At 59.3% G+C, this 23,448-nt stretch carries 20 protein-coding genes; 5 read left to right on the plus strand and 15 right to left on the minus strand.

Features of this window, described 5'->3' with window-relative positions; all coding sequences use genetic code 11:
- The first annotated feature begins 105 nt into the window (after positions 1-105).
- The 4 genes from J3R80_RS15445 (at position 106) to J3R80_RS15460 (ending at position 4,959) form a co-directional block, all read left to right on the plus strand.
- Complete coding sequence (locus J3R80_RS15445; RefSeq protein ID WP_275394688.1) at positions 106-1,782, plus strand: formate--tetrahydrofolate ligase; 1,677 nt, start codon at positions 106-108, stop codon at positions 1,780-1,782.
- A gap of 85 nt (positions 1,783-1,867) precedes the next feature.
- On the plus strand, positions 1,868-2,749 hold the full coding sequence (locus J3R80_RS15450) for a bifunctional 5,10-methylenetetrahydrofolate dehydrogenase/5,10-methenyltetrahydrofolate cyclohydrolase (RefSeq protein WP_275394689.1): 882 nt from the start codon (positions 1,868-1,870) through the stop codon (positions 2,747-2,749).
- 11 nt (positions 2,750-2,760) lie between these two features.
- Positions 2,761-3,663 carry a bifunctional methylenetetrahydrofolate dehydrogenase/methenyltetrahydrofolate cyclohydrolase FolD gene (gene folD / locus J3R80_RS15455; protein WP_275394690.1) on the plus strand — a complete coding sequence of 301 codons (903 nt, stop codon included), beginning with the start codon at positions 2,761-2,763 and terminating at the stop codon, positions 3,661-3,663.
- Between the two features lie 243 nt (positions 3,664-3,906).
- The gene (locus tag J3R80_RS15460; RefSeq protein ID WP_275394691.1) at positions 3,907-4,959 is read left to right on the plus strand and encodes a Hint domain-containing protein; all 1,053 of its coding nucleotides are present in this window, start codon (positions 3,907-3,909) and stop codon (positions 4,957-4,959) included.
- Between the two features lie 15 nt (positions 4,960-4,974).
- Here J3R80_RS15460 and J3R80_RS15465 read toward each other — a convergent pair whose 3' ends face one another.
- The 5 genes from J3R80_RS15465 to J3R80_RS15485 form a co-directional block, all read right to left on the minus strand.
- A complete protein-coding gene (locus J3R80_RS15465; RefSeq protein WP_275394692.1) occupies positions 4,975-5,769 on the minus strand; it encodes a crotonase/enoyl-CoA hydratase family protein in 795 nt (264 codons plus the stop codon).
- A 59-nt stretch (positions 5,770-5,828) separates the two neighbouring features.
- Complete coding sequence (locus J3R80_RS15470; protein WP_275394693.1) at positions 5,829-6,272, minus strand: PaaI family thioesterase; 444 nt, start codon at positions 6,270-6,272, stop codon at positions 5,829-5,831.
- Between the two features lie 72 nt (positions 6,273-6,344).
- On the minus strand, positions 6,345-7,007 hold the full coding sequence (gene pdeM / locus J3R80_RS15475; RefSeq protein WP_275394694.1) for a ligase-associated DNA damage response endonuclease PdeM: 663 nt from the start codon (positions 7,005-7,007) through the stop codon (positions 6,345-6,347).
- A gap of 56 nt (positions 7,008-7,063) precedes the next feature.
- Positions 7,064-9,478, minus strand: a complete 2,415-nt coding sequence (locus J3R80_RS15480; protein ID WP_275394695.1) for a ligase-associated DNA damage response DEXH box helicase — start codon at positions 9,476-9,478, stop codon at positions 7,064-7,066.
- A gap of 114 nt (positions 9,479-9,592) precedes the next feature.
- Positions 9,593-10,906: an ATPase gene (locus J3R80_RS15485; RefSeq protein WP_275394718.1), complete on the minus strand. Its 1,314-nt coding sequence runs from the start codon at positions 10,904-10,906 to the stop codon at positions 9,593-9,595.
- Between the two features lie 121 nt (positions 10,907-11,027).
- On the opposite strand from J3R80_RS15485, the gene J3R80_RS15490 reads away from it, so the two are divergent.
- A complete protein-coding gene (locus tag J3R80_RS15490) occupies positions 11,028-12,710 on the plus strand; it encodes a hypothetical protein (protein WP_275394696.1) in 1,683 nt (560 codons plus the stop codon).
- Positions 12,711-12,746: 36 nt separating this feature from the next.
- On the opposite strand, the gene J3R80_RS15495 is transcribed toward J3R80_RS15490, so the two are convergent.
- The 10 genes from J3R80_RS15495 to cpaB form a co-directional block, all read right to left on the minus strand.
- The gene (locus J3R80_RS15495) at positions 12,747-13,247 is read right to left on the minus strand and encodes a prepilin peptidase (protein WP_275394697.1); all 501 of its coding nucleotides are present in this window, start codon (positions 13,245-13,247) and stop codon (positions 12,747-12,749) included.
- Between the two features lie 7 nt (positions 13,248-13,254).
- Positions 13,255-14,121 (minus strand): tetratricopeptide repeat protein, encoded by an 867-nt coding sequence (locus tag J3R80_RS15500; protein ID WP_275394698.1) that lies wholly within the window; start codon positions 14,119-14,121, stop codon positions 13,255-13,257.
- Positions 14,122-14,152: 31 nt separating this feature from the next.
- The gene (locus J3R80_RS15505) at positions 14,153-14,683 is read right to left on the minus strand and encodes a tetratricopeptide repeat protein (RefSeq protein ID WP_275394719.1); all 531 of its coding nucleotides are present in this window, start codon (positions 14,681-14,683) and stop codon (positions 14,153-14,155) included.
- Positions 14,684-14,806: 123 nt separating this feature from the next.
- Positions 14,807-15,781, minus strand: coding sequence for a type II secretion system F family protein (locus J3R80_RS15510; protein ID WP_275394699.1), 975 nt, complete (start codon positions 15,779-15,781; stop codon positions 14,807-14,809).
- Between the two features lie 14 nt (positions 15,782-15,795).
- The gene (locus tag J3R80_RS15515; protein WP_275394700.1) at positions 15,796-16,764 is read right to left on the minus strand and encodes a type II secretion system F family protein; all 969 of its coding nucleotides are present in this window, start codon (positions 16,762-16,764) and stop codon (positions 15,796-15,798) included.
- Between the two features lie 2 nt (positions 16,765-16,766).
- Positions 16,767-18,239: an ATPase, T2SS/T4P/T4SS family gene (locus J3R80_RS15520; protein WP_275394701.1), complete on the minus strand. Its 1,473-nt coding sequence runs from the start codon at positions 18,237-18,239 to the stop codon at positions 16,767-16,769.
- Between the two features lie 13 nt (positions 18,240-18,252).
- A complete protein-coding gene (locus J3R80_RS15525; RefSeq protein ID WP_275394702.1) occupies positions 18,253-19,527 on the minus strand; it encodes an AAA family ATPase in 1,275 nt (424 codons plus the stop codon).
- A gap of 411 nt (positions 19,528-19,938) precedes the next feature.
- Positions 19,939-20,616 carry an OmpA family protein gene (locus tag J3R80_RS15530; protein ID WP_275394703.1) on the minus strand — a complete coding sequence of 226 codons (678 nt, stop codon included), beginning with the start codon at positions 20,614-20,616 and terminating at the stop codon, positions 19,939-19,941.
- A 1-nt stretch (position 20,617) separates the two neighbouring features.
- Positions 20,618-22,024, minus strand: coding sequence for a type II and III secretion system protein family protein (locus J3R80_RS15535; protein WP_275394704.1), 1,407 nt, complete (start codon positions 22,022-22,024; stop codon positions 20,618-20,620).
- A gap of 216 nt (positions 22,025-22,240) precedes the next feature.
- On the minus strand, positions 22,241-23,077 hold the full coding sequence (gene cpaB, locus J3R80_RS15540; protein WP_275394705.1) for a Flp pilus assembly protein CpaB: 837 nt from the start codon (positions 23,075-23,077) through the stop codon (positions 22,241-22,243).
- Between the last annotated feature and the right edge of the window lie 371 nt (positions 23,078-23,448).

Raw genomic sequence — 23,448 nt, forward strand, 5'->3', positions numbered from 1 at the left:
ATGAAGTGGCATTGAGGCGGATAAGTATCGGGAAGAAAACGGTCGCAGGGTCAACAGGGCTGCGATCTGACCTGAACCAACGTGCACGAATCTGAAGGATCTGCCATGAGCTATAAATCCGACATCGAAATTGCCCGCGAAGCAAAGAAACGCCCGATCCAGGAAATCGGCGACAAGCTGGGCATTCCGACCGAACACCTGCTGCCCTTCGGCCACGACAAGGCAAAGGTCAGTCAGGACTTCATCAACTCGGTCCAGTCCAATGACGATGGCAAGCTGATCCTTGTAACCGCAATCAACCCGACCCCGGCTGGGGAAGGCAAGACCACGACCACCGTCGGCTTGGGCGATGGTCTGAACCGCATCGGCAAGAAGGCCATGGTCTGCATCCGCGAAGCGTCGCTTGGACCGAACTTCGGGATGAAGGGCGGCGCGGCTGGCGGTGGTTACGCTCAGATCGTGCCGATGGAGGATATGAACCTTCACTTCACCGGCGATTTTCACGCCATCACTTCGGCACACTCGCTTTTGTCGGCGATGATCGACAACCACATCTATTGGGGCAACGAGCTTGCCATCGACGAACGCCGGGTGGCGTGGCGTCGTGTCGTAGACATGAACGATCGTGCATTGCGCGATATCGTGTGTTCGCTCGGCGGTGTGTCGAACGGCTTCCCGCGTCAAACGGGGTATGACATCACCGTCGCCTCCGAGGTCATGGCGATCCTGTGTCTGGCGGATAATCTGGAGGACCTGCAAAAGCGTCTGGGCGACATTATCGTGGCCTATACCCGCGAACGCACACCGATCTATTGCCGTGACATCGGGGCAGATGGCGCGATGACCGTGCTGCTGAAAGACGCGATGCAGCCCAACCTTGTGCAGACGCTGGAAAACAACCCGGCCTTCGTGCATGGCGGCCCGTTTGCCAACATTGCGCATGGCTGTAACTCGGTCATCGCGACCAAAACGGCGCTGAAGCTGACCGACTATGTCGTGACGGAAGCAGGCTTCGGGGCCGATCTGGGCGCCGAGAAGTTCATGAACATCAAGTGCCGCAAAGCCGGGATTGCCCCCAGCGTCGTGGTGTTGGTTGCCACGGTGCGGGCGATGAAGATGAACGGCGGTGTGGCCAAGGCCGATCTGGGCGCCGAGAACGTGGACGCCGTCAAGGCAGGCTGTCCGAACCTTGGCCGTCACATCGAGAACCTGAAATCGTTTGGGGTGCCGGTGGTGGTCGCGATCAACCACTTCGTCACCGATACGGATGCCGAGGTGCAGGCGGTGAAGGATTACGTGGCCGAGCATGGATCGGAAGCCATCGTGTCGCGGCACTGGGAGCTGGGGTCGGAAGGCTCGGAAGCGCTGGCGAAGCGCGTGGCCGAGGTGGCCGATGCGGATGTCGCCGCCTTCGCGCCGATCTATCCCGATGAGATGCCGTTGTTTGAAAAGATCGAAACCATTGCCAAGCGCATCTATCGCGCAGACGAGGTGCTGGCCGACAAGAAGATCCGTAACCAACTGCGCGATTGGGAAGAGGCCGGATATGGCAACCTGCCGGTCTGCATGGCCAAGACGCAATACAGTTTCTCGACCGATCCCAACCTGCGCGGCGCACCCACCGGCCATTCGGTGCCAGTGCGCGAGGTGCGCCTGTCTGCCGGTGCCGGTTTCATCGTCGTTGTGTGCGGCGAGATCATGACCATGCCGGGCCTGCCGCGCCAACCCGCCGCTTTGACCATCGGGCTGAACGCCGAGGGTGAAATCGAAGGACTGTTCTGATCACCGAAACCCAAGGGCGGGAAGAATTTCCCGCCCTTCCCCCAAAAGACCTCGCCCAAGATCCCGTGAAGAAGGAGAGGGTGCCATGAGCGCCACATTGATCGACGGTAAGTCTATCGCCGCAAACATGAGACGCGAGGTCGCCGCCCGCGCAGCTGAATTATCCGGGCAAGGTTGGCAACCCCGGCTGGTCTCGCTGTCAGTGGGCGATACATCCGCCGCCCGGCTTTACGTGCGCAACCAACAGAAAAGCGCCGAAAGCGCGGGCGTCGCGTTCGAGGCGCGGGATTATCCCCATGAGACCTCGCTTGAGCAGCTGACCGGCATCATTCAGGGCCTGAACGCCGACCCGCGCGTCAACGGGATCATCATTCAGCGCCCATTGCCGGATCACATTCCGGTCAAGACTTTGCAGAAACTTGTTCATCCCCTGAAGGATGTCGAAGGGATGCACCCGGCCTCGATCGGGAATATCGTCTATAACGATCTCGCGCTCGGGCCGTGCACAGCTGTTGCGGCGGTCGAAATCCTGAAAACCCTTCCGCTGGATATTGAAGGGCTGAACGTTACCGTCATTGGTCATTCCGAAATTGTCGGCAAACCCATCGCCTTCTTGTTGATGGGGTTGGGGGCGACAGTGACAGTCTGCCACCACATGACACGCTCGGTTGCGATGCATTCGCGTGCGGCAGATGCGGTGTTCGTGGCAGTCGGTAAGCCCGGTCTTGTCACCGGCGAAATGCTGAAACCCGGCTGTGTTGTCATTGACATCGGGATAAACCGGGTTGAAGGAAAGACCGTCGGCGATGTGGACTTTGAAAGCTGCGCGCAGGTGGCGGGCTGGATCACCCCGGTGCCCGGTGGTGTCGGCCCAGTGACGGTCGCGACCCTGATGGCGAATGCCGTGCAGGCCACAGAGATGCAAATGAACCATTACCGGGATGCCTATGCCCGGACGGATATGTAAGGAGAAGCCCGGTGACAGCACAGATCATTGATGGCAAAGCCTTCGCGGCAACGGTGCGCGAGAAGGTCGCGGGGCATGTGGCCCGCCTGAAGGACGAACACGGTATCACCCCCGGTCTGGCGGTGGTGCTGGTGGGCGAAGACCCGGCCAGCCAGGTTTATGTCCGATCAAAAGGCAAGCAGACCGTCGAAGTCGGCATGAACAGCTTTGAACACAAGCTGGATGCAGATACCTCCGAATCGGATTTGCTGGCGTTGATCGACAAACTGAACAAAGACCCGCAAGTGCATGGTATCCTTGTGCAATTGCCGTTGCCGAACCACCTGAACGAAGATTTGGTGATCAACTCTATCGACCCGGCAAAGGACGTGGACGGGTTTCATATCTCGAATGTCGGCCTGTTGGGGACCGGGCAGAAATCCATGGTGCCCTGTACGCCGCTGGGCTGTCTGATGATGCTGCGCGATCATCACGGGTCGCTGTCGGGATTGGATGCGGTGGTTGTCGGTCGCTCGAACATTGTGGGCAAGCCAATGGCGCAGTTGTTGCTTGGTGACAGCTGCACGGTGACAATCGCACATAGCCGCACCAAGGATCTGCCCGATGTTGTGCGCCGCGCCGATATCGTCGTTGCCGCCGTGGGGCGGCCCGAAATGGTGCCGGGTGACTGGATCAAGCCCGGCGCGACGGTCATCGACGTGGGCATCAATCGCATTGACGCGCCCGAGAAGGGCGAGGGAAAGACCCGGCTCGTTGGCGACGTGCATTTCGAAAGCGCGGCGAAGGTCGCCGGCGCGATCACGCCTGTCCCGGGCGGCGTTGGCCCCATGACGATTGCCTGCTTGCTGGCCAACACGTTGACGGCCTGCTGTCGCGCAAATGGGCTGGTCGAGCCGGAGGGTTTGACCGCCTGAGATATGGCGGAGCCAGTTGCGACGAGGGGCGGATCCTGATCCGCCCCTTTTTCATGAGCGAACCCGACTGTTGCAGAACTGCACAAAGCCATCGCGGTCAAATATTTTGTGATTCGCGCTTGTTAATATTCTGTTAACCTTTTCATCGCTAACGCGACGCCAAAAGTCGCGGGCGATTGAGCAGTTAATCGTGACCAGCGAGTCACGAGAGCAGGGCGTCAAAAAGAGCGCCGCAGGTAGAGCATGTCTATTTCCATTTACGGTGCGTTTCGCACCGATACGACGATGTCGAACAATACGGCGACCTATGCCACGATCGGGTCGCAGTTTCGCATTCAGTCCTACAGCAAGATCACCATAACGGACGGGGCCGATGGCACGACCATCCAGGGTGACAATGTGGTCAATGAAAGCCCGAATGACCCCACGCAGACCTATAACGACGAGGTCTTCATGTGGGACTATACCATTCAGGTCACGGACGGAACGAACACCTATGAAGTCGGGGTGATGGATTGGGACATCAACGGAAATGGCTCGATGCAATGGCCGGGTGCTGAACAGGGCTATTTCATTGCATTTCTGAATGGCGACATCCCGCCGCTGAACACACGGCTGACGGTGGTCGCGGTCACGGATAACGGCCCGTCAATCCCGGCCAGTTCCGTGGTGCCCTGCTTCGTGAAAGGCACGCTGATCGACACACCTGACGGTCCCCGCCGGATCGAGACCTTGTGCGTCGGCGACAAGGTTCTGACGCTGGACAACGGGCCGCAGGAAATCCGGTGGGTCGGCCAGCGGACGCTTTCCCTGCGGGAACTGGTCAGGAAACCCAAATTGACGCCGATCCGCATCACCGCCGGGGCGCTGGGGGCGAACCTGCCGCTGCGCGATCTGTGCGTATCCCCGCAACACCGCGTCCTTGTCCGCTCGCCCATCGCGAAACGGATGTTTGGCAGTGCCGAGGCGTTGATCCCCGCCCACAAGTTGATCGACATCCCCGGCATCTTTGTCGATACGGTCGAGGCGCCGGTGACATATCTGCACATGCTGTTCGACAGTCACGAGGTCGTGCTGTCCGAAGGTGCCCCCACCGAAAGCCTGTTCACCGGCAAAGAGGCCCTGAAGGCCGTGGGTGACGCGGCCTATGACGAGATCATGACGCTGTTTCCCGAATTGTCCGCAGTGGATTATGTTCCCCGGATGGCGCGGTTCTGCCCGCCCAAGGGCAAGCACATGAAGACGCTGGTGCGCCGCCACGTGCATAATCAGAAGCCGCTTCTGGCCATGCAGTGATCCAATCCTCCGATGTCAGTCGGTGAAGTTTGGCGTGCGCTTCTGAATCCCGGCGACAACGGCTTCCATCTGGTTGGGTTTGCCCATCAACCCCTCTTGTGCGCGGCTCTCGGCGATCAGCGTGTCTTTCACCCCCAATAACTCCGTGTCACGGATCAGGGCCTTGGCGGCGCGGATCGCGTCGGGGGATTTCTGGGCGATCTCATTGGCCAGCGCCTGCGCGCGGGTCAGCGGGGTTTCGGATATTTCCGTCACAAAGCCCCAGTCCAGCGCCTCATCGGCCTCGAACTGCTCGGCCGAATAGGTCAGCTTGCGGATCACATCGCCGCGCGCCAAGCGCCGCATCAGAACCATACCGCCCATGTCGGGAATGATGCCCCAGCGCCCCTCCATGATCGAAAAGCGTGTTTCGGGCGCGGCAATTCGCATATCCGCACCCAGCATGATCTGAAAGGCACCGCCGAAGGCATAGCCATGCACGGCGGCTATGACAGGCTGTGGCATTTCGACCCAGACCATCGACGCGGCCTGGAACAGGTTAGAATTGCCATGTGTGCGTTCAAGGAAAACACCGCCCTGCATGGCGAACTGGGCAATCTCGGGCATCGCGGCCAGATCAAGTCCGGCCGAGAATGCGGGGCCATCCCCGGCCAGCACCACGGCACGGATATCCTTTCGCGCGGCCAGCGTCTCGCCTGCGTCCACGATGGCGCGGATCATCTCAAGATCCAGCGCATTGCGTTTGTCGGCGCGCGTCAACGTGACGGTGGCAACCTGATTTTCTTCGGTGATGCGAACGCGGTCTGACATGAGGCTCTCCTTTTCCGGGTTGGCGCGACTGTGCGGGGTTGCGACGCCAAGGCCAACCGTCACGTTGCGGCAGGTCGGATCGGAACCGGTACCATTGTGCCCAACAGCTTGGCGATCAGGATACGTTGGCCATCCTGTTCTGTCCAAACATCCGCCTCGACCGGGATCAAGCGACGACCAACCCTTAGAACGCGCCCTTCGGCCACCAGCCGGTCGCCCGCGGCAGGCGCCAGCAGGTTGATCTTGATTTCCGAGGTCAGGACTTCGTGATCGTCAGGCATGACCGACAGGGCCGCATAGCCCGCAGCCGTATCGCCCAGCCCAAAGGTCAGCGCGGCATGACCAAACCCGTGTTGCTGGCGCATCGTGTCCGGGATCGGCGCGCTGAGCTCGCATGACCCATGCGACAGGCCCGTCATCTCGGCCCCGATCATTCTCATCAGGTTCTGCGACGCGAAACTTTTCCGGACTTTGGCGGCGATGTCGGGTGGGAGGTTGGGCATATAATTTCCTTTCTTCACCGAAAGGCTAGCACAGACGCGGGCTGCGCAATCAAAACGCCACGTCACAAAACGTTATCGTGGCATCGGAATTGGCTGGGGGGGATCGCCCAGCAGGACGGCAATCGCCTCTTGCCGCATCAGGCGCGACAGGACGGAATTGTCGGTGCGCAGCCCGCCGGTATAGGTGCCATAGGACGGCATGATCACCCGATCCCCATCGAAAAGCATGCAGCGTCGGCTGACGGTGCGGCCTTTGAAATGAAGCTGCGCCTTGGGGTGAAAATGCCCGGTGATCTCACCGGATGCGCCGACCCGCGCGATATGGCGAAAGTGCAAGGGCGGCTGCAACAGTTCGGCCAAATGGGTGCCCGCAAACTCGATCGGGCCGGGGTCGTGGTTGCCTTCGATCCAGACCCAGCGGCGGCCCGCCATCAAACGGGTCAGCCAGAGGGCTTCATCTTCGGGCAGGTTCTCCGAGGCTTCTAGATCATCAAAACTGTCGCCCAGGCAAACGATGGTGCGTGCGCCCGTCGCCTCGATATCGCGTTCCAGCTTGTGCAAGGTGTCGCGGGTTTCGTAAGGGGGCAGGATCGCGCCACCCTGACGTGCCATCCGTTCGGACTTGCCCAGATGAAGGTCCGAGACGCAGAGAAGCCTGACCTCGGGCCACCAAAGCGCGCCCGATGGCAGCAAGGTCAGCTTCACGCCCGTGAAAATAAACTCGTACCCCTTCATGCCATCCAACAAGTCGATTTTGGGCGCTATTGCAAGAATTTACTGCGGTTTCGGCGCTAGGTCAGCCCGGCCTCTATCATAAGGCGATCCGCTTCGGCGCGCATCAACGTCTCTTGCCCGGCACCGTCCACCGGCACTTTGCCGACCTCAAGGAACAGGGGGGCGGCGAACGGGGTCACGCGGCCCGGATGCACGTGGTCGATCAATCCCCCGGTGCGGGTTAGCATTTCGTCAATCCGGCCAAAGCCGATCAGCCCGCGCATCGCCTCGACGCGCGTGATCGACAGCAGCAGGTGGTCGGGGTCGTATTTACGCAATGTGTCGTAAAGAATATCCGCCGAAAACGTCGCCTGCCGCCCGGTCGAGCGTTTGCCCGGCAGGTTGCGCGTGATCAGCCCTGCAATGGTGGCCGCACCCTTGAAACTGCGTTTCATCAATGCGTTTTCAGCCAACCAACCTTCCAGCCCGTCGCGCAGACCCGTGGCGTCGAGCGCTTGGGTGGGATTGTCCAGATGCGCGATGGACCAGATCAGCGTGGCATAGTCGGTGGCGACGAAGCCCAGCGGGCCAAGGCCCATCTCTTCCATCCGGCGCGTGACCATAAGGCCCAGCGTCTGCTGCGCATTCTTGCCTGCAAAACCATAGATGCAGGTATGCGGTCGTTCCTCGTGCGCGAAGCTTTCAACCAGAATGCGACCCGCGCGCGGCAGTTGGCTGACCTCGCGCTGCAACGCGATCCAGTCAAGCGTATGTTGCGGCAGATCGGGCAGGGGTGTGCGGTGCAGCAGGTCAAGGATGCGGGTCGACAGTTGGGTCGAGGTTGAGAACTTGGTGCCTGAGAACACCGCGAGTTTGGGTTTGCGCCCCCGGTCGCTGCTGACCTGCACCTCCATCTCGCGCAGGGTTTCGAACCGTACGATTTTTCCGCCCATCAGAAAGGTGTCTCCGGGCACCAGCGAGGCGGCGAAGCTCTCCTCGACCTCGCCTAAAGGCTTGCCGCCAGAGGCACCGGATCGCCCTTTCATCCGCACCTTCAGCTTGTCAGAATCGATGATCGTGCCGACATTCATCCGCACTTGCTGGGCCAAACGCGGATCGCGCAACTGCCACGTCCCATCGGCACGCTGCATCAGCCGCTGCCAGCGGTCATAGGCGCGCAGCGCATAGCCGCCGGTCGCCACGAAATCGAGGCAAGCATCGAAATCGGCGCGGGTCAGGTCAGCATAAGGGCCAGCGGTTTTCACCTCGGTATACAGGGCGTCGGCGTCAAAGGGTGCGGCGCAGGCGGTGATCAGGATGTGCTGGCACAGCACGTCGCGCGGGCCGGGGCCGCGCGGATCGCCGTCAAGGTCATGGGCCAGCACGGCCTCGATCGCGGCGTGGCATTCGATGACCTCCCACCTGTTGGCGGGCAGGATCAGCGCCTTGGACGGCGCATTATAGCGGTGATTGGCCCGCCCGATCCGCTGCACCAGCCGTTTGACATTCTTGGGTGCCCCGACCTGAATGACCAGATCGACATCGCCCCAGTCCAACCCAAGGTCCAGCGACCCGGTACAGACGACCGCGCGCAATTGACCTGCGACCATAGCGGCTTCGACCTTCTTGCGTTGCTCCAGCGCCAGCGACCCGTGATGAATGCCGATGGGCAGGGCGCCGTCATTGGACATCCACAACTCTTGAAAGAAAATCTCGGCTTGTGCCCGTGTGTTGTGAAAAATCAGCGTGGTTTTGTGGCGCGCCACTTGGTCCAGAACCTCGCGAATGGCGTAGCGTCCGCCGCCGCCCGACCACGGGGGCGGGGTGTCGGTGGTCAGCATGGCAATGTCCGGGTCGGGGCCGGGATCGGCCTCGACGATCTCGCAGTGGGTTGGGTGCGGTGCCAGAAAGCGGGCGAGCGCGGGCGGGTCTTCGACCGTGGCCGACAGCCCGACGCGCCTGAGACCGGGGCACATGGCCTGAAGGCGGGACAGGCAGAGCATAAATTGATCACCCCGTTTGCTTTCCGCCAGCGCATGTAATTCATCCACGACGACGCGCTTCAGGCCTGCAAACATTCGCGGCGCATCTTCATAGCTGAGCAGAAGCGCCAAGCTTTCCGGCGTGGTCAGCAAGATATGCGGCGGGTCCGCGCGTTGTGCTTTCTTGCGGGTCTGGGTGGTGTCGCCGGATCGATCCTCGACCCGGATCGCAAGTCCCAACTCGTCGATCGGGGTGGTCAGGTTGCGCCGCATGTCGGCGGCCAGCGCCTTCAGGGGCGAGATATAAAGCGTGTGCAAACCCGGATCGGGGGCCGCGCCCAGTTCGACCAGCGTGGGCAGAAACCCCGCCATCGTCTTGCCGCCGCCCGTGGGGGCGATCAGCATGTGCGCCGGGGTCGCGGCCCGCGCCACCATTGCAATTTGATGCGGGTGCGGCGACCAGCCGCGTTGGGTGAACCAACGGTCGAATTGGGGGGGCAGGGCGGTCATGTCGTCAGGATAGGCAATGCATCGCGCCGTGAACATGCTGCAAATGCGTTTGCCACGAAAAAGGGCGACCCGAGGTGCACACCAGGTCGCCCTTTGCTGCTCGTCTTGATCGTGTTAGTGCACGATCTCCTCTTCTTTCACGAACATGTTTTCCCATGCCCGGTCGATCAGTTCCGGCGACATCTGCGGCGGAATTCCTTCAAAGTCGCAAATTGACAGCATCTGGTCGATCAGGAAGACCGGCTGATAGTTCGCATAGATGTTGTCGATGGTTGGGTATTTGGTTTTCAGAAGGTGGACCAGCGCCTCTTGATTCAGGGGCATACCTTTCTTCTTTGCAACCATCGCAAAGATTTTCAGGAAGCCTTCCTGATCCGGGCCGTCGATCTTGATCTTATAGAAGATCCGGCGCAGGGCCGCCTTATCGAAGATCTTGTTCGGGTGGAAGTTGGTCGAGAAGATGACCAACGTGTCAAAAGGCACCTCGAACTTCTCGCCCGATTGCAGGGCAAGGATGTCCTTGTTTTCTTCCAGCGGCACAATCCAGCGGTTGATCAGCGCCTGGGGCGGATCAGCCTGACGGCCAAGGTCGTCGACGATGAAGACGCCGCCGGTCGATTTCAACTGAAGCGAGGCCGTATAGGTCCGCGCGGTCGGGTTATAGACCAGATCCAGCATGTCCAGCGTCAGTTCGCCGCCGGTGATCACTGTGGGACGTTCGCACAACACATAGCGGCGGTCATATTTCTTTGATACCCGCCGCAGGGCGTTGGGGTCGCCTTCTTCTTCCTCGGCCAGCGTGTGGACGATCGGGTCGTAGACGGTGATCACCTGCCCGGAATACTCGATGGCGCGCGGCACGAAAATCTTGTCGCCCAACGCATCGCGAATCCCGTTCGAGATCGAGGATTTCCCGTTGCCCGGCGGACCATACATCAGGATCGACCGACCCGAGCCGACCGCAGGCCCCAACTGGTCCAGCAGATCGGGGGGCAGGATCAGATGCCCCATCGCGCCGGTCAATTGGTCACGCGACATATGGATGTTGCGGATCGACTGGCGTTTCACCTGCTTGGCATAAACCTGCATCGGCACTGGCATGGCGCCGAAATATTCGGATTGCGACAGCGCATCCAGCGCGCGTGCCTTGCCGGTGTCGGACAGGCGGTACCCCATCTCGGAGGATTTCGAGCCCGCATGCAGCGTGCCCATCGCCTCGACCAGACCGCCATCGCGGCACATGTCGACCAATTCCTGCACAACGCGGGCCGGCATGCACAATACCCGTTCGAGATCTGAGATCAGTTCCAGATTGGTGCGGAACATGGTTTTCAGCAGGATATCCCGCATCATCACCAGGGATAGGCCTGTTTCAGACAGGGTCATCGCCACCGGTGGCGCCATCATGTCCGTGCTATGTACATTCATTGTCATGCCCGATCTTATGTTGCTGTTTCATCTTCCAAGTCAATAAATTGACCAAACAATTACAAAGCTTTGCGATACGCACTATTGGCGCTATTTTAGCTACAAAAGAATGAGGGCAGGTATGAGCGCAAATAAAGGCAAGTTTTTGGCAGCCTTCATGGCGGGCCTAATGGGCCTGTACGCCTTTGTTTTGCTGACCAAGGGTGGTTTGTTCATCTCAAAGCACGAAGGTGACACGCTGCATCTTCTGCAAATGCTTCTGCGCATGGGGCAGGGGGACTGGCCGCATCTGGATTTCGTCACACCGATCGGTGTGCTGGCCTTCGCCCCAATCGCCGCGTTTCTTGAGATCGGGATGGGCGTAGGGCAGGCGATCCATGCCGGGCAATTGCTTGTGGCTGCTGTGCTTTTTCTGCCAACATGGTGGGTGGCGCGGACGCGCTTTGACGGCGGCTGGGCGTATCTGTTCGCCGCGACCATCCTGATTTTCGCCACCGCTCTGGTATACGGAGAGGGGAATGACAGTGTCTCGATTTCGATGCACTACAATCGCTGGGCTTGGGCATTGGCGTTTCTGGCGATCACCACGGCGATCCTGCCGGGGCGTCAGCCGCCTTCGCAACGCATCGACGGGCTTGTAATCGGATCGGCGGTTGCCGCGATGGCGATGATCAAGATCACCTATTTCGTCGCCTTCTTCATTCCGGTCCTCGTTGGGCTGTTTGTGCGGGGTGCAGGGCGCACGGTGCTTTGGGCCTTGCTGACAGGGCTTGTGACAGCGGCTCTTGTCACGCTTTGGGTGGGCACGCCCGTCATCTGGCTGGCTTATCTGCGCGATCTTCTGAATGTTGCGGCTTCGGACGTGCGCCCGCAGCCCGGACAATCCTTCAGCTATGTGGTCAGCGCGCCTGCTTATCTAGGGGGATCGCTGGTTGCGCTTTTGGCGGTGATTTTCCTGCGCCAATCCGGAAGAATGAACGAGGGGTTGGCGCTTCTTCTTCTTCTGCCCGGCTTCTTCTATGTGACGTACCAGAATTTTGGCAACGACCCGCAATGGCTGTGGCTTCTGGGGCTTCTATTGATCGCCCTGCGCCCCGGCGGGCCGGTGTTCAACGGCTTTGGTTGGGATCTGCAAAAGGCGATCACCTATACCGCCGTGGCGGCATTTGCATTCGCCACCCCCAGTTTCATGAACCTGACGGCCAGCCCGTTTCGCCATTTCGCAACCGACGCTGAGAAATACGCCCCCCTGATGCCCGGCAGCGGGGTGCATGAAGATTTGCAAACCTTTGCGCCGCGTGCCTCGCGGGTGGATGTGCGCCGTGCCCTGGACGGGCCAGAGACACTGTTTGCCGGACTTTACGACGACGAGGCGCGCGAAGATAGCAATGTCACCTTCAAGGGGCGTGAGCTGGACTATTGCTCGCTTGAACTGGGCATGGTCGTCTGGTTCCGGGCCGTGTCGAACGATATCGCAGACTGGTCCGGGGGCGGTGTGTCGCTGTTTTCCGCAGATCTTCTGTCCAGCTACTGGCTATATGCTGATCTGACGCCGCTGAAAGGCGGTGCGCCCTGGTATTACGGCGATCTCAGCGGGATTGAGAATGCCGATTACCTGCTGGTTCCAACCTGCCCGCTTTCGGCCGATACGCGTAAGAAAATCCTTGATGAAGTATCCGGGCAAGATTGGGTCGACGAGGTCGAAGAGGTGCGGCGCACGCCGTATTACACGCTTTACAGCTTGCCGGGGAAAGAGCCGAAACGGGTTCCGCCACCGGTCAAATCGGATGATGAGGCTGAATGAAGTTTCCCAGTTATGCGCTGAAACTGGACAGATGCATCAGCCGCCGGTCAGGGCGGCCAGCACGATATACAGGATGAGTGTGCTCCCCAGACTAAGCCCCATGGGGTAATCACGCCTTTGCCAGCTTTCCCAGCTGGGCGTGGCGGCGCGCACTGCGTCGACGCTGCGCACCACACGGTGCAGGATGAACCCGGCCACGGTCATCACCGCAAGCAACGTCAGAAACAGAAATGCATCGGGCAACGCGACCAGAGGCGCCATGGCGGCGGCAAACTTGGCGTCGCCCGCCCCCAGCATCCGACCAAGGTTCATCACGAAGCCGATCACCAGCACGACACCCAGATGAAGCCAACGCCACAGATATTCATCCAGTTCAAAGGCAAAGAGGCCGATCACCGCGAACACGATGGTCAGCGCCATGACAGCTTTGTTGGGGATCTTCATCCGGGACAAATCAGACCAGATCGCCCACAGGGCAATCGGCACCACGAAGGGCAGAAACAGCATGGCTGCCCAGCTTGTCATGGCCGTGCTCATGCCCGTTTCATCCGTTCGAGACGTTGTTTTCCAACGCTTCCAGCGCGCGGGTTGCGGCTTCGAAATGCTGCGGATGGGTGTCGATGGCTTCTTGCAACAGACCTTTGCCAGTTGTCACATCGCCCTGCTTGATCGCCGACAAGGCCAACGTGTGCAAAAGCTGCGCGCGTTCGATCTGGGTCATCGGGATCACGGGCAGGTCGTATTTGCGCTGTGCGCCACGGGCAAGGACCAGATTGTTCTTTGCCGTGAACATCTTGCTGTCATAGCTCAGGGCCTGCGAGAACAGTTTCTCGGCACCACTGAAATCGGCGCGGGTCAGTTTGGAATAACCCCAGTTGTTCAGGACCGAGCCGGGATTGGTGGTCAGGCCGACCGCGGTTTCATAAAAGCTGTCAGCTTTTTTCCATTCCTTGTTGCTGTCCGCGATCATCGCTTCAAGCCGGTAGCGGCGATAGGTTTCGTGGGTCGGGGGCACCTTATTCAGAACGGCTTCGGCCTCTTTCCAGTCCCCGGCACGGATCAATGCGTCGGCAAGGCTGACACGATCAACCAAGGTGCCTTCGGAACTGGCCACGATGGATTTCCAGACCGGCACCGCTTCGACAGGGCGCTTGGCGCGGATAAGCGATTGCGCCAAGCCGCGTTTCAGGTCGATGCGGCCCGGCTGGCTTTCCGCCGTGCGCTTGAAATAGGCGACCGCTTCGTCCGGATCACCCACAGTCAGCATGATGTCGTTCAGGTTGCTTTCGTCGATCACGTTCACATCTGCGATGGCACGTTCGACATCTTCACTGCCCGATTTCGGCTTGTTGCAAGCGGACAGGGCGACCGCGCTGCCAAGGCAGAGCGTCAGAAAGATAGAGTGGCGCATTTTTGCGTCCCTTTACTGCTCGTGTCTTCGCTTAGATTTGCGACAGAAGCAGGTAATCCCCCGTCCCCCGCCGAACCAGCGCGAATGTCTCATTATGCGTCTGATCATAGTCCGGATTTTCGGATTTTGCGAGCGCCAAGCGCAAATTGTCGCGAATTTGGGCAGATTGGCCACGATCCAGGCCAAATGCGATCTGAAAGACACGGGCCGCTTCGGCGATCTGGCCGGTTTCCATAAGAACCACCCCCAGATTGTTCCAGGCGGGGACGAAGCTGCCATCCAGTTCCGTGGCCTTTCTTAGAATACGTTCGGCCTGACCCAAACGGCCAAGTTGCAGATTGGCAGAGCCGATGGCGGAAAGCACATCGACGGTGATGCCCTTTTCGCTGGCCGCACGCAAATATGCCTTCAAGGCCAGTTCATGTTCCCCCGCGGCGGTCAGCCTGTGGCCGACCGTCAGCCCATCAACCGCCTCTTCACCGCGTTTCAGGGCAGTCGGCGCATAAGGGCTTGTGTGTTTGGCAAAGGGTCCGGTTCCGGACGCGCAGGCCGATAAGGCGATGCAGGCAAACGCGGTGATCGCTATAACGCGCGGGCGGCGTTTGTTGACCAGCAGTTGCGGGAACAAGCGTGGCGGGCGGCGCGTCGTCAAAGGTGGCTCCTTCGCGCGGCCCGTTCAGTTGCGTTAAAAGCGGACCGATTTAAGGGTCAGATAGATGTCATAGACCGATGGCCCGATCAGAATGATCAATAGCGGTGGAACGGTCAGCATCATAGTGGCAAGTGTCATCTTGGTGGGCAAGGTGTTTGCCTTTTCTTCTGCGCGCATAACGCGTTTATCGCGCATCTCGCCCGCATAGACCCGCAGCGCATCGGCGATCGAGGTGCCGAAGGTTGCAGATTGGATCATCACGGTGACGAAGCTGGCCACGTCCGGCACACCAGAACGCTCTGACAAGTCGCGCAGCACCTGCACCCGGTCCTTACCGGCTTTCATCTCGTTCGAGACGATCGAAAACTCGTCGGCCAGGGCAGGGTAGGAGGCCCGGATTTCCTTGGATACGCGCAGGATGGACTGGTCCAGAGATTGGCCCGCTTCGACGCAGGTCAACATCATGTCCAGCGCATCGGGGAAGCCGTTCGTAATCTCTTCCTTCCGGGTTTCCACGCGGCGCGTGACCCAGTATTTCGGCAGCATATACCCGGCGACACCGGGGATCAGGATCCACAGCATGCGCCCGGTTGCGGTCAGTTCCTGCCCGTTTGCGGTTTTTAGGATGGTTAGGAAAACCCCGAACACCAGCAAGCCAATGCCAAGCGCAAACTGTGCAAAGTGATAGGTCCGCACAGCGTTTTTGCCCGGATAACCCGCTTGCAGCAGCTTCAGCTGCACCGCCGAATACTCGTCGGCGTCCTGCGGCTCAAGAAAGGCCGAGTATTTCTCAAGCTTGTCCTTGCCCGAGGCGACGCGCAGGTCGACCTTCTGTCCGCTCTTGCTGCCGCTTTCGCGGGCTTTGCGCAGTTTTTCAATTGGATCTTCGGTTTTGCGAAGCAGGAAAGGCACCGTGACAACGATCAGCACGATCCCCAGCGCACCCACAGCCAGAAGCGGGCCGGCGGGGCCAAGAAGATCGGTCAGAATTGTGTTGATCTGTTCCATCTCGTAAACCTCTGTCAAACCTTGATGTTTACCAGCATCCGCATGACGAAAACATTCGCCACAAGGAAACCGGCCACGATCAGGCAAGCGGGGATGAAATAGGGCGTGTCACGCACCTTGTCATAGTAGTTGGGCTGGATCAGGTTGATCATGACCAGCGCCACGATCGGGAAGCCGGACAGGAAGTTGCCGGACCATTTCGCCTCGGCGGTGATGGCACGCACACGGCGAAACAGCTTGAAGCGCGAGCGGATCACCTTGGCCAGACCGTCAAGGATCTCGGCCAGGTTGCCGCCCGACGTTTGCTGAATGATGACCGCAACGGCCAGAAAGCGCATGTCCTGATTGTCCAGACGTTCGGCCATGTTGGCCAAGGCTTCACCAACGTCGCGACCATAGGCGCTTTCATCCGCGATCAGGCCCATTTCGGTGCCCAGCGGATCGGGTACTTCCTTGGCAACGATTTGCACGGCCGACGAAAACGGGTGGCCCACACGCAGGCTGCGCACCATCAGTTCAACCGCATCGGGCAGTTGTTCTTCGATCATCGCCGTGCGCTTCTTGGCTTTGTTGTTCACCCAGATATAGACACCGCCGACGCCCATCACCACGGCAAGACCAGCGCGGATTGGCAGGGACGCTGCCGTGGCAACGCCCAGCCCGACAAAGGCAAACATCGACAAAAGCACCATGATCAGCACAAGCTGGGCAGGCGTGAAGGCGATCGCCGCCTTTTGCGCCTTGTTGGCCAGTAGCGAATAGAAGGGGATACCCTGCGCCTTGACGTGCTGGCTCATCTCCTTGCGGAGCTTTTCCAGAACCTCTTCGCGCGCCGCACCTTTTTCCAGCATGTCCAGCCGGCGGTTGATGCGGTTGTTCAGACTGATCGACTTGCCGAAAACCGTCAGATAAATGCCTTCGACCAGCAGAAGAACGGCCAGAAAGATCAGACCGTACAGGATTGGCTCGATGGAAATGGTCATTCTCAGTCGCTCCAGGGTTCATAGATGGATGCGGGCAGGTCATAGCCCCACTGGCGGAACCGGTCGGAATAGTGCGAGCGTACGCCAGTGGCGTTGAACCGGCCAATGATCTTGCCATCAGGCGCAAGGCCCAGACGTTCGTAGCGGAACACCTCTTGCATCGAGATGACTTCGCCTTCCATACCAGTGATTTCGGTGATCGACACCATCCGACGCGAGCCGTCTTGCAGGCGGCTGGCCTGAACGATCAGGTTCACAGCCGATGCGATCTGGCTGCGCACAGCCTTGATCGGCATCTCGATGCCCGCCATGGCAATCATGTTTTCCAGCCGCGACACAGCATCACGGGCCGAGTTGGCGTGGATCGTGGTCATCGACCCGTCGTGACCGGTGTTCATGGCTTGCAACATGTCGATGACTTCTTCGCCGCGCGTCTCACCAACGATGATGCGGTCCGGGCGCATACGAAGGGCGTTTTTCAGACAGTCGCGCTGACTGACCGCGCCCTTGCCTTCGACGTTGGCCGGGCGGCTTTCCATGCGGCCCACATGGGTCTGTTGCAGTTGAAGTTCGGCCGTATCCTCGATCGTCAGGATGCGTTCCGAGTTGTCGATGAATGACGACAGGGCGTTCAGCGTGGTCGTCTTACCAGAGCCTGTCCCGCCCGACACGATTACGTTCAGACGCGTCGCAACGGCGGCTTGCAGATAAACGGCCATTTCTTCGGAAAACGCGCCGAAATTGACCAATTCGTCAATGCCCAGCTTGTCCTTCTTGAACTTCCGGATCGACACGAGCGATCCGTCCACCGCAATCGGAGGCACCATCGCGTTGAAACGCGAACCATCGGCCAGACGGGCGTCAACATGCGGGTTGGATTCATCGACGCGGCGTCCCACGGCGGACACGATCTTGTCGATGATGCGCAGAAGGTGGCGCTCGTCCTTGAAGGTCACATCGGTCAGCTGCAACTTGCCAGCTCGTTCGACGAACACCTGTTGGGGACCGTTGACCAAAATATCGTTGACCGTATCATCCTGCAAAAGCGGCTCGAGCGGGCCAAGACCCTTCACCTCGTCATACAACTCCTGGTTCAGCAAGAGCCGTTCGTCGCGGGTCAGGACGACATCGCGGGTGCTCAGGAATTCTGATGTAATATCAGTGATTTCCGCGCGCAAGTCTTTTTCAGCGGCAGTTTCCAGTGCGCCAAGGTTCAGATTGTCCAGAAGCTCCTTGTGAAGCTCGGTTTTGATTTCGGACAGCCGCTCCTTGCGCTTGCGTTCCTTGTCCGCCTGGGGCGCACGGGCTTCCTGAACCGGGGCCTGTCGGCGCGAGACCGGGGGGCGTGCCGCTGCCGCACCATTGGGGGCAGGGCTGGGCTTTGGCGCGGCGTCTGCCCGCCCGCCGTCAACGGCCTTTAGTTCGGGGGTACCGGCTGCGGGCGGTTTCGTGGGCTTTTTATAGCGGGAAAACATGGCGCCTCCGGGGTCAGTTGGCTGTGGCTTCAGCCTGATTCAATTCGTGAACCGACTGCGCCAGTTTCTGGATTTCCTTACGCAGCGGATTTTTGGTCGCGGCAGACGACAGGGGAATGCCGTGGTCGCAGGCCTGCGTGACAGGCTTGCCGCCATCTGGCAGGTGCAGTTCAATCGAGATATCAAGGCTTTCCGCCAGGCGCTTGGCCCGCGACTTTCCTGACATATCGGTGAATTTCGGTGCCCGGTTCAGGACATAGCGCAGTTTTTCAACCGGCAGTTCTTCGGACTTCAATGCCTTGATCATGCGCAGCGCATTCTGCGCCGAACGCAGGTCAAGCTCGAGCGTTGTGAAATAGACATGTGCCGCATGCAGAACGGTTTCGGTCCACTGGGCCACGGTGTTTGGCATATCAATGATGACGTAGTCAAAATTGCGGCGGGCCATCTCGATAATGCGATTAACGTCTTCCGAGTTGATGATGTCCAAGGGCAGCATGTCAGGCGGCGCTGTCAGAACGTGCAGTTCTTCGTCAAAGGTCACAAGGGCCTGCGCGAAGATCTCGTGGTCCATGACCTCGGTGTCCGACAACAATTCGTACACAGCATCGCGGCGCGGCAAATCCAGATAGGTGGCCACCGAGCCAAACTGCAAACCGAAATCCAACAGGCAAACGCGCGGCGGGATTTTCCCGGCTTTCTTGTCTTTCTTGCTGCGGTCCATCTGGCTGAGTTCCCATGCCAGGTTCACCGCCAGCGTTGTTGCCCCGGTGCCGCCCGCCATGGGTTGAACGACAAGGATCACCGCCTCGCGATCTCCTCCGGTTTTCAGCTGCGTTGGTTGGGTCGCAGGGTCAACAAGGGCAGGGGCTTCTGGTTCGGGTGCGCGCAGACGTTCGATGGCGTCGTGAAGGGCACCTTCGGGCAGCGGGTAGGGGACAAATTCTTCTGCGCCCATTTTCAGAAGCTGGTGCAGCGCAATCGGGCTGACCTCTTCGGCGATTACGATGACTTTGATGCCCTTTTCACCAGCAGCCCGGATAACACCGGCCACTTTCGACAGGTCCGCCTCGTCCTGGTCGTCCATCGCAATCGCGACAAACTCCAGCGCGTCAGCATCTGGCTGAGCGAAAAATGCAAGCGCGTCCTCGATCGACAGGTCGCCCCAGGCCTCGCCAAGTTCGGCTTCCATGTCTTCGATCAGCAGATCAAAGTTCTGTACGTCCCGCGCGATCGTGCAAGCTACGATCGGTTCCGGGTCGGCTTGTAGCGCAACACTGCTACTCATCGTAAAATCCCTCCAGTTAGAGCCCGCTCCCAGGCGTTCTGCCATCGGTTCCTTGCCCACATGGCGTGCGCGAGTCGGAAATTGCACGCGGACTGCTCCCAATAGTTCAAAGAAGTGACAGTCAATCTGGGCAACATTGCGGCTGAAACCGCCAAATTATTCGTTCATTTGGGACGATCACATGTGAAACGGCGTATCTGTTTCTCAGTGAGGAACGGCAAATGACTTCACCTTTAACGGGATATTGCATCCCAACGCCGCATGAAAACCCCATGAAATGAATGTGTTCGTGGCAAGAGCTTGCCTGCGGCGTTCAAGTTTGTCAGCCTGAAATGCGGCGAAAATGTGGCAAGTCGTGGTTGGCTGCGTAAAAAAGGCGCGATCTGATCGCGCCTTTTTTGATTGTCTGGGTCAACCGCCTTCGCCGATTGATCCTGCGGTCCCGGCCGAAATGATGGGCAGGGGCACGGCACTGCCGACATATTCGCGATATATGATCTGTGCGTATTTGCCGTCCAGCACAGTGGGTTTGCGACCGCCCACGAAACCGGTGACCTCGGTCACGGTGCGGCGGTTGCGCATTTCGGGTGCGCGTGTCACGACCAGTGGGCGGGTCTCGCCATAGCTGACAACGGCCTCCAAACGCGACCGGCTGATCCCGCTGGCGACCAGATAGTTCACAACAGCATGGGCGCGGCGCAGGCCAAGCCGCTGGTTGTAGGCATTTGAGCCAACCAGATCGGTGTGTCCATAGACGCGGAAGCGCAGTTCGGGGAACTGGGCGATCCAATGGGCCTGCTGGCTGAGGATGGCGCGCGCTGTGTTGTCGAGCGCGGAGCTGTTGAAGGCGAAATTGACGGTGTCTTGCGATTCCTTGTTGAATCGGTTGGCCATCGCAACCGCAGGATTGATCTGACCGTTCTGGACGCCTGTGTTATAGGCCGTCGGTTGGCCAAGGCCGCCTTCGTCAATCTGTGATCCGGCCTCGAGGAACCAGGATTTCGACGCGACATCCGCCCCCGAACATGCCGTCAGAATAGCAATCGCCGAGGTTGCTGCAAGCAATGGTTTGATACGCTCAATCGACATCTCAGTCCTCCATCACATAGCCATAGGACCCCGAAAAGTCCTGCTGTGCCACTTCGCCAGCCGCACCCGATTTGGGTCGGTTCTTGGCGGTTGTATTGCCAAACAGGAACAGCTCCTGCTCGGATGGTGGGCGGATCCGATCGGTCGGAACAGCCAGAGCCTCACCCCGTGTCGGGGTGACAAGATGTGCGGTGACAATGATCACCAGTTCAGATTGCGACCGTTGATATTCGGTCGACCGGAACAGGGCACCCAGCACCGGGATGTCGCCCAGCCACGGGACCGACCCGATATTGTCCTGGAAATCATCCTCGATCAGGCCCGCGATGGCGAAGCTTTCCCCATCCCGCATCTCGACCGTGGTCGAGGTTTCGCGGCGCCGGAAGGCGTTGATGCTGAAGCCGCCATTGTTATAGCTGATGGATTCATCCAGCCCCGACACGGCCGCGTTCAGTTGCAGGTTGATCACGTCATCTGCCAGCACGGTGGGGGTGAAGGTCAGCTCAACACCGAAGGGCTTGTAGGTCACAGCGATCTCGTTGTCGCCGTTCGAAACGGGCAGGGGGTATTCGCCACCGGCCAGGAACGATGCCTCCTGACCCGAGAGGGCGGTCAGGTTCGGTTCGGCCAATGTGCGCACAACGCCTTTTGTTTCAAGGGCTTCCAGCAAGACCGCCATCTGCAATCCGCCAACATTGAAACCGATTTTCGTAGCTCCCTGCGTTCCGGGAGTAGTATTGTACGGTCCGTTGATCGAGTTGCCACCGGTGAGAAAAGTACCCGTTTCACCGATAGTGTTGTCCGTAAACGGATTCCCAAAAGCAAGTGAGCTGGACAAGGATTTGCGGACTGAGCGGCCCATCTCGGCAAAGCGCACCTTCAGCATGACTTGCTGGGTACCGCCGACTACCATCAGGTTCGACACCCGCTCGGGGGCGTAACGCTGGGCGAGGTCAAGCGCACGATCCAGTCGCTGGATCGAGCTGACCATGCCGGACAGGACGATACCGTCATTGGCGGTGCGCACTTCGATTTGCTCACCGGGAAGGATCTGGCGCAGACGTTCCTTGAACTCTGCGATATCCGGCGCGACATGAACGTCAACATTGGTGATAAGTTTGCCGTCGGCCCCAAGAAGGGTCAGCGTCGTGCGCCCCGGTGTCTTGCCCAAAACATAGATGGTGCGGTCCGACAGGGTCGAGATGTCCGCGATGCCGGGGTTTGCGATGGACAGCTCGGCGAAGGGGACGTCGCTTTCGACGACCACGGCCCGGTTCATGGGAACTTTCAGCGCGCCGGATGGTGCGCCGCTCATGACGCGCAACGTTTCAGCGGAAGATGCCACTGGTACGCCGATCCCCAGCGTCAGACCCAATAGGGCTGCCTTGATAAATCGATCAACTTTCATGTGATCCTGCCTCTCTGACCACGTGTGGATAGCGTGGGGATTGCCCACTTGACTGCTCCGGGTCTTGCGCCCGATTTAATGGGTTTTTCACCCAATTGCGTGGCAGACTGCGTCAGAAATCGAAATAATGCAAGAATCAATACCTTGCTGGACCGGCTTCATGTGGACATGTCGCAACAGTTCAACTGTCACGACATGGCGGACCAGGCCGCGATATCACTCGGGGCAGGCGATCTGGGTCTCGATGATCTCGCCACCGCGCCGGGTGCGAACGGTGCAAACCTCTTCGCGAGGGCCGACGATATCACCTCTGATTTCACCCTGTCCAACCTCTACCGATGAGGTGACAGTTTCATCCTGCGTTCCCACCAGAGCCAGCGACAAGCGTCCGCTGGACTGCGCCTGTGCAAGGGCGGCAACCTGCCGTGGGGTTACTTCGACGGTGATGGTTCGCGCGATTGTCGGCCCTGTGCGATCAGCATCCGCGATCTGGTCGACGGCGATAATGTGGACATTGGCCAAGATCAGTTTGGTAACGGCTTGTCCTTCGCCCAGTTCGTCCACACCGCGCCCTGTCCAGTAAATGTCAATACGGTCTTCAGGCCGCAGAAAGCCGGACACACCAGAGCTGACATCCACATTGATGGCAAAGGCGCGCATCCCGGTTGCAAGGCGCGAGGATACACCGGCATCCGCGCCGGGCTTAGTCACCTTGACCTGAAGCAGCGCTTCGTCTTTCTCCATCGCGCGTAGCACGGTGCGGAATTTCTTTTCACCGTCTGGGAAGATGTCTTCAATCTTGCCGAACGAGCCTTCGGGAATTGCGTTCTCGGGCCATTTGACAGCGCGGATGTCTTCAGCTGTCATCTGCTCGCCATAGCGCAACGGGCGGTTCACAACGAACACATCCACAGTCGGAACGATCGCAGCGCGTGCCGCGCGTTCTGCTTCAAGCTGGGCTTGGTATCCGCCGATAAAGTCCTTGGCCATATAGACAGCGAACCCTGCAAGGCCGACGCCGACGATCAGAACCAGTCCGAAGAGCAAACGCATTTAAGTTCCTTTCCCACTACAAGACGCCAGAGGCATCACACACCAACTCCCTCATCTACATGTCAATACGAATTGAGGCAATTTGAAGTATAAAGCGTGAATTTTGGGTGAACTTCACAGGAAACGTAAACAATTTCCAGTAACATTCATAAACGAATTGATTTTGCGCAAGATGCGCGAGAAAAAACCGCGCCGTGGTGGCGCGGTTTTGCTAACTGTCGAACAATCAGAAGATTGCTTAGTGGCTCATGATCGACATCGCGTTCAGCGAGGACGAGATTTTGTCTGCCAGCGACGTGGTGCCGCCCGATACCGAGGTCAGAACCGCGATGCCGAGGCCCACGATCGCTGCGGTCAGAACAACCCAGTCC

It is taken from the genome of Aliiroseovarius sp. Z3, from assembly GCF_029105185.1.
Lineage (GTDB): Bacteria > Pseudomonadota > Alphaproteobacteria > Rhodobacterales > Rhodobacteraceae > Aliiroseovarius.